The sequence below is a fragment of the Plantibacter sp. VKM Ac-2885 genome, from assembly GCF_015351205.1.
Taxonomy (GTDB): Bacteria; Actinomycetota; Actinomycetes; order Actinomycetales; family Microbacteriaceae; genus Plantibacter; species Plantibacter auratus.
In genome coordinates this window covers 948871-965704 of record NZ_JADKSK010000002.1, presented here as the reverse complement: position 1 = coordinate 965704, position 16834 = coordinate 948871, and the positions used below count along the sequence as shown (strand labels likewise).

Below are 16834 nucleotides of genomic sequence, written 5' to 3'. Positions count from 1 at the left end.
GTGTCGCCAACGCGCGCGAGTAACGCGCTCGCTCCAGGCGCCCAGCCTATTCCAACATGATCACAAGAATCATCACCTGGCAAAGGCGACAAGAAGGGGCGCTTCGGTGACGCCGGGCTTGGAGGAACGGTCAAGCATGTGTTCCGCCGTCGATCCGGATCTCCGTGCCCGTGATGAACGCGCCGTCAGCGCTCGCAAGCATCGCTACGACACCGGCCACGACGTCGGGTGAGGCGAAGCCCTCACCGAGCACGGGCTGGAGTTTCATCATGAGGCTGGAATCGACGTCCTCGGGCAGCCCAGGGCCGACGCTCTGGCCACTCTGACCAGCTCCGCTGGTCATTCCCGAGGAGATGGAGCCCGGCTGGACGGACGTGAAGCGGATGCCTTCCTTGGCGTACTCGGCGGCAAGCGCGTGCGTCATCGACTGCACCCCGCCCTTGCTCGCGGCGTACGCAGCCATGTACGGGTGGGCGAAGCCGGCGGATGTGGAGCTGAAGTTCACGACGGCAGCTCCGGTGCCTTCCCGGAGGGCCGGGAGGGCTTCGCGGATCATGAGGAACGTCCCGGTCAGGTTGACGCGGATGATCTGCTCGAAACTCTCCAAGCTGGTGATCGTCGTGTGGGAGGAACGCAGGATGCCGGCCGCGTTTACGAGGACGTCGAGCCCGCCGAGGATTCCGACGGCCTCCTCCACACCGTGGCGGACCGAGCCTTCATGGCCGATGTCGATGATCACCGGGTGGAACCGTTCGCGGTCCGAGCCTGCCTTCGACGCAGTGTCTGCCAAGCCCGCGTCGCTGATGTCGGCAGCGACGACTGTCCCGCCCTCCGCGAGGATTCGCAGTGTCGTCGCCTGTCCGATACCGGAGCCCGCCCCGGTGATGAGAACGCGCCTGTTGTCAAATCTGTTCATGGGTATCTCCGTAGGCGTTGATTCACTCGGGATGTGCTGTCGCCTCATGGGTGGCGGGGCGTCAACCGCGAGAGCGGGCTGACGCCCCGTGCCGGAATCCGCGGAGGATCACGACGAAGGCGACATCTGCTTGTGTCTTTCGCCTGCTAGGGGAGAGCGTTGGCGCGTGCGATTCCGCCGAGCCAGCCGAGGCTGGCCTTGGGCTGCCGCACGAAGGTCTCCCGGTCGACGGCGATGAGACCGAAGGTCGGGTGCCAGCGACCCCACTCGAAGTTGTCGAGCAGGCTCCAGTGGAGGTACCCGCGCACGTCGATACCGTCGTCGATGGCATCGAGCATTCCGGTCAGAGCCCCAGTGGTGTACTCGATGCGGCGCTCGTCGTCACCCGTTGCGATGCCGTTCTCGGTGACGACGATCGGCACGTCGCCGACGACGTCCTTCGTATGGCGGATGGCGATACCGAGCGCGTCCGGGCGGTATGCCCAACCCATGAGGGTGTTGCCGGGGTCTTCCGGATGCGGCACGACGCCGTTCTCGTCGATGGGCTGGCTCGTGTAGGACTGCACGCCGACGAAGTCGTCGCCTCGCGCGGCCTCGAGGTACATGTCTTCCCACTCGTGGACGACCTCGGCGTACTTCTCCTCTGCGCCGTCGGTCGGGGTGAACGCCTGGTTCGCGATGGTCCAGCCGACTTTCGCCTTCGTCAGGCTCCGCACGACCGGTGCCGAAGCCAGGTGGGCTGCGATGAGCGCTCGTCCGATCTCGGGGTCGGGCCAGGGCTTCGTGGGGTAGGGGTTTCCCGCCGCCATGATTCGCGCGGCGCCGTGGTTCATCGCGACGACGTTGGGTTCATTGATGGTGCAGACCCACTCGACGCCGTCCAGGATTGTGCATGCCTGTTCCACGTACCGCACGAAGATCTCGGCGGCGTCCTCGGCCAGCCAGCCGCCGCGTTCACCGAACCAGATCGGGTGGGTGAAGTGGTGGAGAGTGACCACCGGGGTGAGCCCGAGCTCGAACGCGGTCTCGATCATGCGACGGTAGTGGCCGAGCTCTGCGCGGGAGAATTGGCCGGGAAGGGGCTCGATGCGTGCCCATTCGATACTGAACCGGTAGGTGGAGAGGCCGGAAGCAGCGAGGAGCTGCATGTCCTCCCGGTAGCGGTGATAGCTGTCGAGCGCGTCACCGCTGGCGTCGATGTAGCCGACGGCGACCTGCTCCAGTTGCCACCAGTCGTTGTTGAGGTTGTTGCCTTCGACCTGGTGGGCGGCAGTGGCCGCGCCCCAGAGGAAGCCGTCGGGGAACGCACGAGTCATTGGATGTGTCCTATCGGTATTCATTGGATGAGACGCTCACCGTGCCGGTGGCGCCGAGACGGAAGCACACTTGACAGCCGCCCCGGTATCGGTGTTCTTATCAGGCCGGACGGCTGGCTTCGATGAGGGCTGCGAGGGCATCAGCGGGGATGTCGAGTCCGGAGATGTTGACAAATTGGGTCATGGTCATGGAGGCCATCATCGCCATGTGCTCTGGTGACACTTCCACCGCAGAGAACCCGAGCGTGTCTTTCACCCGCTGCCCGACCTGCGGGTGATCGAACCACTCCCCCATCGGAGTGTCCATCGTGAGCTCGGTGACGATTCGATCTCCCGCCAGGCTGACAGCGACTTCGTCCAACACCGTGTGCGAGTCCTGCGCCACCTGAATGCGATAGTCACCAGCCGCGACGACCCATCCCGAGTGGCGAATGTCCCAATAGGCGAACGCTCGACGCGGTAGCTCGATCTGCACTGTCGTGGTCTCGCCGGGCTCGAGGCCGACCTTGGCGAATCCGCGAAGTTCCCGGATGGGCCGCTTCACCGGGCCTGCATCGGTGGACACGTACACCTGCACGACGTGTTGGCCGAACCGATCGCCACTGTTCGTGACATCGATGTGCACCTGTGCTGTGTCGTCGCCGGTCAGCTCGACCCGCAGGTCGCTTGTCGTGAACCGGGTGTAGGTGAGTCCGTGTCCGAACGGGTACCGCACCGGTGCCTCGAAGGTGGCGAAGTATCGGTAGCCGACCATCACACCCTCGCCATAGCGGACGTGGCCCTGCTCGCCTGGGAAGTTCAGCGAACTGGGGTGCTCGTTCAGACGCCGTGGGATGGTCTCTGCGAGTCGGCCCGACGGGTTCACCCGGCCGAAGAGGATGTCGGCGATCGCGTGACCACCACCCTGGCCGAGGAGGAAGCCTTCAAGGATGGCGTCGACGTCGTCGTGCCACCCCTCCAGGGACACCACTCCACCGTTTGCGAGGACGACGACGGTACGCTGCGCGACGGCGGCGACAGCTTTGATGAGCGCGACCTGCGTCTCAGGGAGATCGATGTTCGGTCGGTCGATGCCTTCAGACTCAACGGCCTCGCCGAGCCCCGCGAAGATGACTGCGATGTCCGAACGGCGGGCGATATCCAAGGCGTTCGCCAGTTGGGCGGGGTCATCCGCGCCCCCATCGATGGTGAATCCCCGCGCATAGGCGACGGAGACCCCGTTCTCGAGGGCGAGATCGCGGATGGCGTCGATGGGCTGATCGACGCGCGTCGCGTTGACGTGCGCACTGCCGCCGCCCTGGTATCGGAGAGTCTCGGCGAACTCGCCGATGACAGCGAGACGCACATTGCCGGGGATGGGGAGCACATCGTGCTCGTTGCGAAGCAGGACCGCGCACTCCGCCGCGAGCTCACGCGCCACGGTGTGCTGCCTGTCGTAGTCCACCTCAGGGCGGGCGACCGGAATGTGCTTCACGAGGGCGGCGACGCGCTGCACGCTGGCGTCCAGGTCCGAGGAGCTCAGGGCGCCGTCGGCGAGGGCCTGGCGGACGTCGTCGTCGTGTGCGGCTGTGCCTCCGGGCATCTCCAGATCCATGCCTGCTCGAAGAGCCGCGACCCGGTCGGTGACCGCGTTCCAGTCCGATATGACAGCGCCTCTGAATCCCCACTCGGCGCGAAGGAGGTCGGTCAGCAGCCAGGGATTCTCACTCGCGAAGACACCGTTGATCTTATTGTACGAAGCCATCACGGTCGCCGGGCTCGCTTCGGTGACAACCTGCTCGAACGCGGGGAGGTAGATCTCTCGCAGCGTTCGCTCATCGACATCTGAGCTGATGGTCTGACGGTTCGTCTCCTGGTTGTTGGCCGCGAAGTGCTTCACGGAGACCCCTGGTCCTTCAGCCTGCAGCGCCCGTGTGAAGGCGGTGCCGAGAGTGCCGGTGAGGAAGGGGTCCTCCGAGTAGTACTCGAAGTTTCGTCCGCAGAGGGGAGAGCGTTTGATGTTGATGCCCGGCCCGAGGACGATGTGCACCCCCTGCGCGACAGCTTCCTTACCGAGCGCGGCACCCAGGCGCGCTGCGACATCCGGGTTCCAGCTCGATCCGACGGCGACGCCCGGAGGGAAGCAGGTCGCGGGGTCGCTTTCGAACATCGCGAGGTGGTCGTGCCGTCCGGACTGGTGACGCAGGCCGTAGGTGCCGTCGGCGAGTTTGACGGCAGGGGCACCGATCTCCGGGATGGGTTCGGTCTCCCAGAAGTTCTGGCCGGACAGCAGCTGCGCTTTCCGGTCCGCGGGAAGGGACGTCACCTGAGGGTACGTTGCAGGGGGCAGGGTGGAGTCGGTCATCTGTGCGCTTTCACGGGGGTGGTCAACGGGTGGACGGAATGGGGAGAGCATCGGGGGCAGGCTCGTCGGCGGCGGTTGCGGCGACCGCGTGAACGGTCGCGGTGCTCTCGCCCAGGGACTGCGACCGAGCGGTGATCGTGATGAGGCCGGGCTCTCCGGTCGAGCGGATGACCGCGAGCGCCCGACCACGGAAAGTGGTTCGGACATCGGCGGTGAACTCCTCTTCAGTGGCGGGTGCCGCCGTCCCATAGCCGACGAGGGCGCCGGGCCCGGTCACGGTGACGGTGACCGACTCATCGGCCAACATCTCGGTGACGCCATCAGCGTCGGCAAGTGCAACGTTCGCGAAGACGAGGTCGTCTCCATCCGCGATGATCGTGTCTTGCTCGACCGTCAGATCGAGTCGTAGAGGCCCCTTCGCGCTGCGCAGCGTCGTCCGTGAAACCTCTGCGCCGTCTCGGTAGGCGACGGCGGTCAGCTCGCCGGACTCGTAGGGCACGCTGAACTTTGCGACATACCCCTGGCGCCGGCCAGCGCGGCGACTGCCGATGCGGCGGCCGTTGAGGAGGAGCGCGACACGATCCTCGGCGCTGTACACCTCGACCTCGGCTTGCTTGCCGGTGCAGCCGCTCCAAGACCAACTCTCCACGGCGTCGGTCTTGCGCCACGCGGATCGGACCATGGGAACACCGCTGAGGTTCACCGGCCGCACACCGATGGCAGGCGCGTCGAGCTTGCCCCATGCCGCCTGAGCCAGACGGAGGGTGATGTCCGGGCGGCCGATGAGGTCGAACATCCCCGGGCCGGAGATGATGTACGGGTAGGGCTTCGACAGACCGGCTCGCTTCCCCGGGACCCAAACCGATACACCGACCTCACCCAGGTACTCCCATCCTGCCCACACGAAGTCACCGATCACGGCCGGGTACTTCTCGACCAGATGCCAGGCGCGAGCCACGTCCCCGGGGAGGGTCTCCGAACCCAGGATGACCCGGTCGGGGTAGGCGCGAACGTCGCGTCGGTATCGCCCCAGACCGTAGTTGTAGCCGGCCACATCGACTTCCGCGAACGCGTCCCGGGATGCCTTGTCCGCCCGCGGAAGTCGAGAGACGATGTCCATCATCCGACCGATCTGGTTGATCATGACGTTCGCCTCGGTGCTCCCTGCCATCGAGGCCTCACCCTCGGGGCGCTCCTTGTAGGGAGATTGGTTCATGGACACCATCGCGTTGAGGAACAGGTTGATCGCGACGGTGACTGGTCGGTCGGGGTCCAGCTCGTGCAGATACTGGGTGATCTCCTTCGTCAGGCCGATCCCCTGAGCTGTCGCGGTCTCAGGGATCTCATTTCCTGAGGCGTACATGATCACGCTCGGCCTGTTGCGGTCCTTCCGCACCATGCGTTCTGCGTCTTCCCGCCAGGTGTCGAGGAATCGACCCGCGAAGTCGTGAGCGGTCTTGGACACGATCCAGTAGTCGGCGAGCTCGTCGAGGACGTACATGCCCAACTGGTCGCAGGCGTCCAGCAGATGCCGCGACATCGGGTTGTGGGCACTGCGAATCGCGTTGAACCCGGCCTCTTTGAGGAGCCGGACACGTCGGAACTCTGCCGCCCGGTGGGTCGCAGCGCCAAGCGGTCCGTTGTCGTGGTGGATGCAGGCTCCGCGGAGCTTCACCGTGGTGCCGTTCACGCGCAATCCCTGTCGCGCATCGACGGAGACCGTTCGCAGTCCGACCCGCTCGCGATGCTCATCGATGACGCGACCGCCGGACTCCACCCGGGCCAGCAATTCATAGAGATGCGGAGTGTCGGCAGTCCACCCGATCGGGTCAGGAACACGCACCTGAAGCGTTCCCTGCGTCCCGATGCCGGATGCGCGCGCAACGAGGCGCTCACCGTCGTACAGCTCCACGGAGACATCGACGTCCGCGAGCGCCTTCCGGATCTCTTTCGTGTGGTCGAGTTGGTATGTGACCTCGACCAGCCCCGCCGCCGGGGTCAGCGAGCGAGTTCGCAGACGCACACCGTCCGAGGCAAATCGGATTCCCGGCCGCAGAATGATCGCCACGTTGCGGTACAGCCCGGATCCGGGATACCAACGGTTGGCAGGCTGCTGGCTGTTGTCGATCCGCACCTGGATGTCGTTGCTCTCGCCCCACCGCAGCTGCTCGGTGATCGGGAGATCGAACTCCGTGTAGCCGCTCCGAATCGCCCCGACGAACACACCGTTGACGAACACGGACGACTCGCCCTGGACTCCTTCGAAACGTAGTACCGCGTACGCGGCAGGATCGGCGGGCGCTGACCACATCGTCGAGTACGTGTACGAACCTCCAGGGAAGTATGCGACATCAGATCCGCCGGGCGCAGTCGGCGTGCGTCGCTCGGCGATCATCGCGTCGTGGGGCAGACGCACTGGCGATGCCTCTGACGAGTCTGCGACAGCGAACTGCCAGCGAGTCAAGTCCTGCTGCGTCGTCGTCCTTGGCATGGTCATCAATGTCCTTCTTCGAGCGTCATTGCACTACGGCTGCACTACGGCTAGACAAGCACATTCATTGACACGCGTCAACACTGCCATGGAGCGAAATTGGCAAGCGACCCTCAACTTCCGCACCACAACGGAACAAGAGTGCTGAAAAATGTCAATTGGCAATTGACACGCGTCAAAATTGGTGCTTCCCTTGAGCCGAAGACCGACCCGAGCGTCGCCGCCGGATCGGACCAGAGCGCCCAAGGACGGGCCCGTGATGAAGGCAAATCAATGAGACGCAAAGACGCGGCAAGTATCGCGCCGAGTAACACACCCCTCGAGGAAGTCTCGCAACTCGCGTTGCGCGCAGGGGAGGCCGAGGATCCCACGACCGCAGCACTTCGGCTCCCAAAAGTGGGTCCGGGGTTCATCTTCACGTACGGCCTGGCGTACTTCGGGTTCTTCCTGTGCTTGTTCATGCCAGCTCTGTTCAGCCTCCCCTACAAGATCCAGCTGATCGACCCGGAGGCCAAGGAGACCGCCCTGGGCTTGATCGTTGGCATCGGTGCGGTCGTACTCTTGCCGGTCGGGCCGATCCTCGGCGTACTGAGTGACCGCAGTAAGTTCGCTTGGGGCCGTCGTCGACCGTTCCTTCTGCTGGGTCTCGGAGCGTTTGCAATCAGTGCGCTCGTCATTGCGACCGCGCCAGCACTGCCCATGGTCCTCATTGGCTACGTCGTGGCGCAGTGTGGTGTTGCGCTGGTGAGTGTCGCTTTGAACCCTGCGCTGGCGGAGCACGTTCCGCCAGCGCAGCGAGGAAAGCTGGGTGCACTGAGCGGCGTGATGGCGTCCATCGCCGGAGTGTGCGCCACCCTCGTGGGTAGTCTCCTCATCGGCAACATCCTGGTTCTGTTCCTGCTCCCGGTCAGCGTCCTCGCGGTCGGCGTCCTGCTCTGGATCCTCGTCGTTCCTGATGGACCGGCTCCGGAGCGGTTCCAGTCTGCAAAGCTCACGGCAGCGTTGCGTTCACTGCTGTTCAACCCTCTGAAGCACCGTGACTTTTCACTCGTCTGGGTGGGCAAGCTCTTCATTGGAGTCGGAACAGCCTTCTTCAGCACGTACCAGCTGTACTTCCTGCTGGATCGACTCGGTTTCACCGTGCAGGAGGCAGGACAGCAGCTGGCTGTGGCGGGTGGGCTGGCGCTGCTCGCGACCATCGGTTTCACCGTGCTCGGAGGTTTCCTCTCTGACAAGCTGAAGCGCCGCAAGCCCTTCATCTACGTCGCTTCGGCGATGATCGCCTCGGGTATGGTAGTCGCCGCTTTCGCGCCTGACTTCGGTGTCTACATCGTCGGGGCAGTGTTGCTCTCGGCCGGCTCCGGCGCATTCAACTCCGTCGACCTCGCCCTCGCGTCCGAAGTCCTCCCGGATCCAGCAGCAGGTGGCAAGTGGATGTCGATCTACCAGGTGTCCGGTACTGTGGCGACGGCAATCGGCCCGGTCATCGCGCCGCTGCTGCTCGCGGTCGGCGGCACATCGGGCAACTACACCGTGCTGTTCATCGTCGGAGGCGCCTTCGCGCTCGGTGCCGCCATCACTGCTTCCCGAGTGCGCGGCGTGCGATAGAGCGAGCAGCAGGTTGGGCGAGCTCGTCCACGTCGAGCGGCTGAAGCGAGATCTTTCGCTTCGGCCGCTCTTTCGCGATATGGGCTGTTACCGCGCTGTGCTGCCACCGTCGACGATCGAAACGAACGATCTGAGGGCGTCGAGTGCATCATCCGGAGCAGTCGGCTGGCCCTGAAGCAGCGCGCGAACAATTTCATGCGCACTGAACCTCACGTCGAGATCGACAGTGCTCAGCGTCGGCTCACTGACACCTGACGCGACCGTGTTGTCCACACCGATGACGCCGATATCTCCAGGAACCTCACGACCGGCAGCCGCGGCAGCCGCCATGATAGCCAAGCCTGCGTCGTCATTGTACGCGGCGACGCCGAAGCTCTGGTGCGGAAGCATCGCGGCCGTCGCCCGAGTGCTCCCTCGTTCGAGAGAGAGTCTGATCGTCGGCAAGACCTCGAGGTCGGCGGCGCGGAACTCATTGTGCGCCCCTCGTTCTCGCGCCAGAGCGAAGGGCTGCTCGCGAAGATCGACCGGCACTGCTGCAGCTACCGCCGTGTAACCGCGGTCGATGAGGTGCCGAGCTTGCATGGCCCCGATCTCGTGGTCGACCGCCTCCTGAAGCGAGCGAGGCTGGTCGACGACGTTCACGCCGGCCTCGGCCAGACGGGAGTGTTGCTCGAGCGTCAGCGGAGCCACGCTCCACAAGCCTGCTGGCCGCAGTGCGAGCACAGCTTCATCAATCTGCGCATCGCCAGAGGACAAGCGGATGAGGTTCGTGCGCCCCGCGGCGGCGAGCTCATCCGTCACCCGGTCGATGAGTTCCCGCAGTCGAGGACCGAGCGAGATGTTCGGCAGAAGCGTGATGACGATATCGCTAGTACCGCGCGCCAGAGCTCTGCCCGCGATGGAAGGCCGATAGCCCATCTCTTTTGCGACCGTCTGCACATGATCCACCATGTCCAGACGGAAGCGGTGTCCATGACCGTTCAAGATCTGGCTGACAGTGGAACGTGAGACGCCTGCTTTCGCGGCGACATCTGCACTACTCGTCATGTCGGCTCCCCACCGGACAACACCCCCATGGGTGTTGACACGCATCAATGATACTTACCCGAGGACCACCTCCGGCTAGCCCCGCCCCGGAGATACATCGGGTCAAGTCTCATCGATCACAGTGTTGCCAGAGTGTCCCGAAGGTCTCGTTCGAGCTCTGGAGTGCTGTGCGGGATCGCCGTCAGCAACATCGCGATCGTGATACCCCCGGCCTCCGCCCCCGACGCGTCAATCGGGAACGGCAGGTGCTTCTTGAAGACCTGCGTGAGAGCCCGCCAGGCCGTTCTGTCAGCGGCGAGCGTCTGCAGAGAGGTGTCGAACGTGTAGTCCTCGCGATCTCGCTCCTCGCTGACGGCGTAGGTCCAAGTGTTTGTTCCTGCCGAAACCTCCACCGTGGCGGCGTCGGGGTGGCCTGGGAGTACGATTTCCGCCGATGCGCCTTCGGGCACCGTCACCGTCAGCGACATTTCTCCTGCGACCTTGCTCCAGGCGATGCGAACCTGCCCGAGGACGGTGTCGTGTGTGAGTTGCGCCGAGGTCACCCCACCTCCCGGCTGAGGTGCGATCCGCATGCGCCGGTAGCCAGGTTCGAGCGATTCGAGGCCACCGATGACGCGGTGCATCCACTGCGCGATGGAGCCTAATGCATAGTGATTCAGGGATGTCAGACCGGAGGAGTCCAGCGAGCCATCGGGGCGGATTGCATCCCATCGTTCCCAGATGGTCGTCGCCCCCTGAGTCACGGGATACAGGAATGACGGGCACTCCTGCTCCGTTAGGAGCAAATATGCGACGTCGATGTAGCCGGTGTCGGACAACGCGTGCGCAACCAGAGGCGTCCCCACGAACCCGGTCGAGATCGTGTACCCACGCTTGGCCACGAGCGCTGCCAGGCGCGCGCCGGCATGTTCGCGCTGCTCTGGATCGAGCAAGTCGTAGCAGATCGCCAGCGCATAGGCGGTGGCAGAGTCGCTGATCAAGCGCCCCGATGGAGACACGTACTCGTCTCGGAATGCGCTACGGACGCGTTCCGCCAAAGCGGTGTAGCGGATCACCTCGCCATCGAGGTTGAGTACGCGAGCAGCTTCGACCATCTGGCTAACTGTCTTGGCGAAGCATGCGGTTGCAACGAGGTACCGATCGGTCTTACCGCCGGCGGCATCGTCCGCAGGCGCGTCTGGGTCCAGCCAATCGCCGAACTGGTGCCCGGAGCCCCACAGCCCAGACGGGTCCAGCAAGGATTCGACCTGCTCGACGTACGCGGTCATCGCCGCCCAGTACTGGCGAAGAATCGCCTCGTCACCGTACTCCCAGTACAGCGTCACCGGTAGCCCGACGATCACGTCTCCCCACTGAGCCGTGGGCGCCGATGGAATTCCCGACACGTCGGGTACGAACCAGGGCACGTAGCCCTTCTCTCGCTGCTCCGCAGCGACGTCCTGCAACCAGGAGCCGAGCACTCCTCGCACGTCGTAGAGGAAGGCTGCCGTGGGTGCGAACGTGTGGAGGTCTCCGGTCCATCCAAGGCGCTCGTCGCGCTGCGGGCAGTCGGTCGGCACTCCGACGAAGTTCCCACGCATCGACCACACAACGTTTTCATGCAGTCGGTTCAGGAGCGGGTCTGACGTATCGAGCCACCCGGTCCGCTCCATGTCACTGTGGACCACGACGGCGACGAGATCCGCGGGATCGAGTTCGCCTGGCCATCCCTCGACGTCGACGTACCGGAATCCGTGGAACGTGAACGCCGGTTCCCAGGTCTCTTCAGCTCCACCTCTCAGCGTGTAGCTGTCGGTGGCTTTGGCGGTGCGAAGCGTCTCGTACTCGGGTTCCCCCTGAGCGTTGAGCAGTTCGGCGTGACGCAGCGTTACTGTCTGCCCTGCTCGTCCCGTGACCCGCATCCGAACCCAACCGGTGAGCACCTGGCCAAAGTCGACGACAGTGCGTCCAGCTGGTGTGGTGATGATTGACCCTGCTCGGAGCTCCTCGATGCGTTGGATCGGGGGAGGTCCGTCATCGGTGAGCGCGGCGAGGCTTGCTTCGTGCACGGTCGCTGTTGACCAAGCATCGTCATCGAACGCCGGCGATCCCCACCCCGATGGCTCCAGACGGGCGTCGTAGATCTCGCCGTCGTAGATGCCCGCGGAACGCACAGCTCCCTCGCCGACCCGGAAGTTCTCGTCGGTGACGACCGTCGCGGTACGGTCTCCATAGTCCAGCACGAGTTCCATGTAGAGCGCGGGTCGATCGCTGTAATGATGGCGCTTGAGTTCGTAGCTCACGTTTCCCACCGCCCATCCCTCGGCGACGATCGCTCCCAGGACGTTATCGCCTTCGCTGACGTCCGCGGTGACGTCGTACGTCGATACCACGAGCCGGTGGTGGTACGACGTCCAACCAGGGGCGAGGACGTCCTCGCTCACGGGTCGGCCGTTGATGAAGCTGGTGACGATGCCAAGCGCCGTCACCCGCAACTTCGCCGACTTCAGCCCTGTCTCCACATTGAACACTCGGCGGAAATAGGGCGCCGGGTCCCCATCTGCTGCCGCGTGATCTGCTGCAATGAACCTTGCCTCCGCCGGAATGCTGGAGTGTGATGTGGTCATGTCGGGGCCCCTCTGCGCGCCTCGCCGGGCCGATCCCGGGTGAACTATGTCAGGTAATCATAGTTGTTGACACGCGTCAATGGTCTTCAGTTCTCGCTCAAGGAGTGGATCAGGCTCACGTGGACGGCATCCTGACCTGGCGCAGTTCGGGCCAGTAACGCCAGACCGAGGTCGAGAGTTTCGAGTGCGACATGGGTGCCGCTCATGACTTGCGCGATAGCGGGATGGGCGGCGAGAAATTCGACTGACTTCTCCATCGTCTGACGGGTGCTGCCGGAGAGACCGATCACGGACAGAGACTTCAGCGTGATCAGATCGGTCATCAAGTTCGGCACAGGCGTGAAGTGCTTGAGACCAGCCAGACCGACGCGAGCGAACTGACCAGTGATGTCGATCGCCGACTGGACGCTCCGCGTCGACGGCGTGAGATCGAATACAACTGTTGCTCCGCGGCCCTTCGTGAGGGCCATGATCCGCTCGGTGAGGTCTTCAGTTTCGATGTCGATGACAGCGTGAACTCCCAGGGCTGAGGCTGCGTCCAGGCGCGACGCATCGGCCGCCGTACCGGTGACGATGACCTGCGCCGCACCGGCCGCGAGGGCAACGGCTGCGCAGAGAAGTCCCTGATGACCGGGGCCCTGGACCACGACACGGTCACCGATCCCAACGCCCGTCTTCTCAGCCCAGTTGATCGCATTCGCGACTGGTTCGAAGATCGTCAGCTCCGAGGGCTCGATGCCCTCTGGGGCTTTGATGAGATGTGTGTTCGGCAGCAACGACATGTACTCCCCGTAGCCACCCCAGAGTCCGCCGTCTTCGCCGGGGCCCTTGGTGTACCCATACAGGTGCAGATTTTGGCAGTTGCCGGTTCCGGCAAGGCAATCGGCACAGCGCCCGCACCAGACGATCTGATCGACGCATACTCGGTCACCGACAGCTAGGCCCCAGTTCTGCGCAGCTTCAGTTGTGATCTCGTGGATCACCCCGACGATCTCGTGACCTGGAATGACCGGTGAGACCTCGCCCGGAACGTGCCGATCACCGTGGAACTGCATCACATCGCTTCCGCACAGTCCAACGGCCTCCACCCGAAGGACCGCCCCGCCCGCCGGCGGCTGGGGCACTGGGAACGAACGGATCTCGTACCCACCCTCCCCATCGAACACTGCTGCGCGAGCAAGAAGGGAGGAATCGGTGACTGGCGATGACGACATGACGCAACTTTCTTTCGGCGACTTCGGGCGTTGAAGTAACCCTAGGTTACAAGTGTCGGCCACTATAATCGCTGAGTGAGCGCTGCGAAAAAATCACCGTCGAGTGAAGCCGACGATCTTGGAATTGAACTAGCGCGTTTCAATCGAGCCTTCCGCTCGGCGGTGGAGCGGGCGCTCGAAGATGTGGCGCTGTCGACCTCGGAATACACAGCGTTGTCCGTCGTGGAAGCCCACCCGCAGATCACGGCAGTTCGTCTGGCCCGGGCGATGCTGATTTCGCGGCAGGTTGCAGGACGCGTCGTCGCGCAACTCGTGACCACCGGGTTGGTGTCCACCACGCGCTCTCCATCGGGTCGGATTTCTTCGGCATCGATCACCACTCGCGGTACGCAAACGCTGAGCGATGCGCGTGAGCGCGTGCGCGCCGTGGAGAGTCAGATTCTCAGTCCGCTCGCACCGAACGAAGCCCTGGCGTTGATTTCGGCGATGCGTCGCTGTGCCGATGCGACTGGTCTGCAGCTTCTGCCTGGCGCGCCCCGCAATCACCGGACCGAAGCGGCCCGACCCTGAGCGACCGTCCCACCGCGAAACCCCGACCCACCGATGCCTCGTCCGTCGCCATCGCCGAGCGGAACAGGTCCGACTGGGTCTCTCAAGTGGACGCCAACTCGAGCGCGAACGGCTTCTGACAGGCGATCGTCCTCGAACCCATCGACGTGCTGACCCTCCATCAGTCTGCGCGCACCACGAGCATGCGAGCGACCTGGTCACCGACAGATCTGACCATCGAGGCAAGGACGCCGCACTCGACGCACTCGGCCCGGACGGGCTCCCCTGTGGGAGCCTCCGGCGCCACATCCGAGAGACTTCATCCAGGTGAGGTCCTAGCCGCGCCATTCCCAGCGCAACGGCGCGTCGCCGGCCGCACGGAGCTTGCAAGATGAGTACAGTACCCGCGGTGCGCCCACCAAGCGTCATCGAGTGGCTTGACGAGGCACGACCACCTTGGTGACGAGGACCACCCCTGCAGCGGCGACAGGGACAGCGACGAGTGCCCCGAGGATACACGCGAAGGGCCTCCGCACGGGCAGCGCTGAGGTGCTCAAGCAGTTACAGCTGGGTGAAGACGTCGACCCCCACTCGTACGTCTTCCGCACGACAGTGCAGATCGAGACGGCTTCACCGGGTCTCGCGCATCTGCAGCAGGCCCTGTTCCTTGCGGCAGCTCAACGGCAGACGACCGCGGTTCGTTATCGTGCCTACCGGGTCGGCTAGCCGAGTTCAGCCGGGGAAATTGGTCGAGGCGTCACTCACGAGCGACTCAGCCACCGCGACAATGTTCGAAGCGTCAAGCACCTCCAGCGCGAATCGAGCGCGTCAAGCCTCGCAGTCGAACTGGCCGACGCTTATGTCACTGAGTAGACATCAATGGAGATATCCGAGCCGAGCACCCGGGCGGTTCCGACGAACTGGTGCTCTGCCAGCCATCGATGCGCGGGAGCGTCCGTTTGGAAGACGGGGGCGCAGCGAAAGTAGTACTCGTTGTCATCCACTGCTTCCCCCGCGGCGAATCGTCGTTCGACCTCGGCCGAGGCGCGATAGTAGCCCCGGTTCAGAATGTCGATGATCGCACCATCATGCGCCTGCAGCAGGTAGCGGGCCTCGAGCTGAGAGGTGCCCTCGCGTTCGACACCCCAGTCGCCACCGTTCGGGAGGACGACCCCGCTGAGTCTGGGCCCGCGAACAACTCCGCCCATGATCGGGGTGAATGTCAGTCGTTCCCGGTGGCCGCGGCCGATGTGTACCTCCGGCGAAAGTTGGACGTCGATGGAGAAGGCGTACTCGAGGTCGAGAGTCATGAGCTTCCGTCTTTCCGCTAGCCGATCGTCGGTGCGAACCGACGCAGGATATTGTGGGTGATGCGTTCGGTGAAAGGCTCGCGATGGATGAGCCCGTTCACCCATTCGGTCGTTCCCGCTGTGACCACCCGCCCTTGTCCGCGTTCAAAGGCGGCGATCATGGCTGATCCGCGGTGCAGGTCGCGCATATGCTCGGGCGGTTCATCGCCGTAAAGGGCGTCGACCAGATCTTGGGCTTCTGCGATCGGCGCACCCAACGGTACTCGGCCATCCCAGTGATCGACTTGCCCAGCCACGGCCGGTGTCATCGCAAGGATCTCCAGGCCCTCGGGCGCGCCGTCGGCGTGCGTCGGATAAGGCAGACCGCGGCGGAACGTGTAATCCGCGCCGTCGACTTCGAACGCGGCAATGCACACGGGAGCCTGTCCGAATACGTCACCGTATTGCAGATCGGTTCCCTCGAATATCCAGTGATCTTCGCGGTAAACCGTGAAGCCACCCGAGGCGCGCGGCACTGCGGATCCGTAACGGATGTACGACCGGGCTTGCCCGACTCAACGCGGAGAAGAAGCTCCTGGCACGCTGCCGAACTGGCTCGGAAGCTCACACGGAGAGCCCTCCGCCCACGCTCAAACCGAGTTCACCACGAAGCTCGTCAGCCACATCGATCTGTGTCCAGCGACGGTATGCACCTCTAGAACCGCCCTCCCGACGTATTCGACACCTCAGCTACAGCAGCTGGTTGACTACATACGTGGCGGAGGCAAGCATCGTGATGATCGGGTCGACCGATAGTGGCCGTTCGGTCTCGAGCTCGACGAAAATGGCTTGGGTGATCGTCGATGAGATGACCGCCGCTTGGTCCGGCTCTATCTCCAATCGCGACTCAAGCAGTTTGACTCGCAGTTGCAGACACACCCCGTCAGCGAGCGAGGTTCTAGCCGCCGGGTCGGAGAACGCCGTCTGATAGACGGCGCGGTACCGCTCGATGTGGGCGACGACGGGTGTCACGAACGTTCTCAATGAGGGTTGCGCGCTGATGGCGTCGACGGCGAGGACACGTTCGCGCAGGCGGAGGGCCATGAACGCCTGGAGGAAGCCAACAGCTGAGGCCGCGTGCGCATAGAACGTGGCACGGTTGATTCCGGCGCGGGCGGCGACTGCTGCGACGGAGAGCGTCGATGCAGGTTGGACCGCTGCAAGTTCCAGGACCGCGTTGGCGATGGCAGCTTGGCTGAGTCGCCGGCGCGCATCTCTCCATCGGGGAAGTGGCGCCCCATAGGACTGATGCTCGCCTCCGGTAGCGGCCCAAACCGCGCTGTCCTCCCTGCCGGGAAGGCTCGGGGAGTCTCGGTGACTGATCATGTACTGCCTTTCAGGAAGCTGCCGGCGGAGTCGTCTGCCTGCGCGCAAACAGCCTGGTGAGAATGGAG

The 16834-nt window shown here is 64.1% G+C and carries 13 protein-coding genes; 3 read left to right on the top strand and 10 right to left on the bottom strand.

Features of this window, described 5'->3' with window-relative positions; translation table 11 throughout:
* Positions 1-130 precede the first annotated feature (130 nt).
* The 4 genes from ITJ66_RS16970 to ITJ66_RS16955 form a co-directional block, all read right to left on the bottom strand.
* On the bottom strand, positions 131-916 hold the full coding sequence (locus tag ITJ66_RS16970; protein WP_194645396.1) for an SDR family NAD(P)-dependent oxidoreductase: 786 nt from the start codon (positions 914-916) through the stop codon (positions 131-133).
* 146 nt (positions 917-1062) lie between these two features.
* Positions 1063-2232, bottom strand: coding sequence for a glycoside hydrolase family 1 protein (locus ITJ66_RS16965; RefSeq protein WP_194645395.1), 1170 nt, complete (start codon positions 2230-2232; stop codon positions 1063-1065).
* Between the two features lie 100 nt (positions 2233-2332).
* A complete protein-coding gene (locus ITJ66_RS16960; protein ID WP_194645394.1) occupies positions 2333-4576 on the bottom strand; it encodes a glycoside hydrolase family 3 C-terminal domain-containing protein in 2244 nt (747 codons plus the stop codon).
* Positions 4577-4598: 22 nt separating this feature from the next.
* Entirely contained in the window at positions 4599-6992 is a 2394-nt protein-coding gene (locus ITJ66_RS16955; RefSeq protein ID WP_370582696.1) for a glycoside hydrolase family 2 TIM barrel-domain containing protein, read from the bottom strand.
* A gap of 216 nt (positions 6993-7208) precedes the next feature.
* On the opposite strand from ITJ66_RS16955, the gene ITJ66_RS16950 reads away from it, so the two are divergent.
* A complete protein-coding gene (locus ITJ66_RS16950) occupies positions 7209-8675 on the top strand; it encodes an MFS transporter (protein WP_370582695.1) in 1467 nt (488 codons plus the stop codon).
* 87 nt (positions 8676-8762) lie between these two features.
* Here ITJ66_RS16950 and ITJ66_RS16945 read toward each other — a convergent pair whose 3' ends face one another.
* From ITJ66_RS16945 to ITJ66_RS16935, 3 genes are all read right to left on the bottom strand, one after another.
* A complete protein-coding gene (locus ITJ66_RS16945) occupies positions 8763-9722 on the bottom strand; it encodes a LacI family DNA-binding transcriptional regulator (protein WP_194645392.1) in 960 nt (319 codons plus the stop codon).
* A gap of 116 nt (positions 9723-9838) precedes the next feature.
* Positions 9839-12328 (bottom strand): alpha-L-rhamnosidase, encoded by a 2490-nt coding sequence (locus tag ITJ66_RS16940; protein WP_194645391.1) that lies wholly within the window; start codon positions 12326-12328, stop codon positions 9839-9841.
* A gap of 86 nt (positions 12329-12414) precedes the next feature.
* Positions 12415-13542 carry a zinc-binding dehydrogenase gene (locus tag ITJ66_RS16935; RefSeq protein WP_194645390.1) on the bottom strand — a complete coding sequence of 376 codons (1128 nt, stop codon included), beginning with the start codon at positions 13540-13542 and terminating at the stop codon, positions 12415-12417.
* Positions 13543-13617: 75 nt separating this feature from the next.
* Between ITJ66_RS16935 and ITJ66_RS16930 the strand changes: the two genes are divergently transcribed.
* Together ITJ66_RS16930 and ITJ66_RS20250 are read left to right on the top strand one after the other, a co-directional pair.
* Positions 13618-14112: a MarR family transcriptional regulator gene (locus ITJ66_RS16930; protein ID WP_194645389.1), complete on the top strand. Its 495-nt coding sequence runs from the start codon at positions 13618-13620 to the stop codon at positions 14110-14112.
* A gap of 438 nt (positions 14113-14550) precedes the next feature.
* Positions 14551-14817: a DUF3237 family protein gene (locus ITJ66_RS20250; protein WP_370582694.1), complete on the top strand. Its 267-nt coding sequence runs from the start codon at positions 14551-14553 to the stop codon at positions 14815-14817.
* Positions 14818-14948: 131 nt separating this feature from the next.
* Here ITJ66_RS20250 and ITJ66_RS16920 read toward each other — a convergent pair whose 3' ends face one another.
* The 3 genes from ITJ66_RS16920 to ITJ66_RS16910 form a co-directional block, all read right to left on the bottom strand.
* On the bottom strand, positions 14949-15401 hold the full coding sequence (locus tag ITJ66_RS16920; protein ID WP_194645387.1) for a DUF3237 domain-containing protein: 453 nt from the start codon (positions 15399-15401) through the stop codon (positions 14949-14951).
* Between the two features lie 17 nt (positions 15402-15418).
* Positions 15419-15916, bottom strand: coding sequence for a N,N-dimethylformamidase beta subunit family domain-containing protein (locus tag ITJ66_RS16915; protein ID WP_194645386.1), 498 nt, complete (start codon positions 15914-15916; stop codon positions 15419-15421).
* A 214-nt stretch (positions 15917-16130) separates the two neighbouring features.
* Entirely contained in the window at positions 16131-16766 is a 636-nt protein-coding gene (locus ITJ66_RS16910) for a TetR/AcrR family transcriptional regulator (RefSeq protein ID WP_194645385.1), read from the bottom strand.
* Positions 16767-16834: the final 68 nt, after the last annotated feature.

Bases quoted from the DNA above. Each gene is read 5' to 3' on its own strand.
- ITJ66_RS16970 (WP_194645396.1), bottom strand. From the start codon at position 916: ATGAACAGATTTGACAACAGGCGCGTTCTCATCACCGGGGCGGGCTCC.
- ITJ66_RS16965 (WP_194645395.1), bottom strand. From the start codon at position 2,232: ATGACTCGTGCGTTCCCCGACGGCTTCCTCTGGGGCGCGGCCACTGCC.
- ITJ66_RS16960 (WP_194645394.1), bottom strand. From the start codon at position 4,576: ATGACCGACTCCACCCTGCCCCCTGCAACGTACCCTCAGGTGACGTCC.
- ITJ66_RS16945 (WP_194645392.1), bottom strand. From the start codon at position 9,722: ATGACGAGTAGTGCAGATGTCGCCGCGAAAGCAGGCGTCTCACGTTCC.
- ITJ66_RS16940 (WP_194645391.1), bottom strand. From the start codon at position 12,328: ATGACCACATCACACTCCAGCATTCCGGCGGAGGCAAGGTTCATTGCA.
- ITJ66_RS16935 (WP_194645390.1), bottom strand. From the start codon at position 13,542: ATGTCGTCATCGCCAGTCACCGATTCCTCCCTTCTTGCTCGCGCAGCA.
- ITJ66_RS16920 (WP_194645387.1), bottom strand. From the start codon at position 15,401: ATGACTCTCGACCTCGAGTACGCCTTCTCCATCGACGTCCAACTTTCG.
- ITJ66_RS16910 (WP_194645385.1), bottom strand. From the start codon at position 16,766: ATGATCAGTCACCGAGACTCCCCGAGCCTTCCCGGCAGGGAGGACAGC.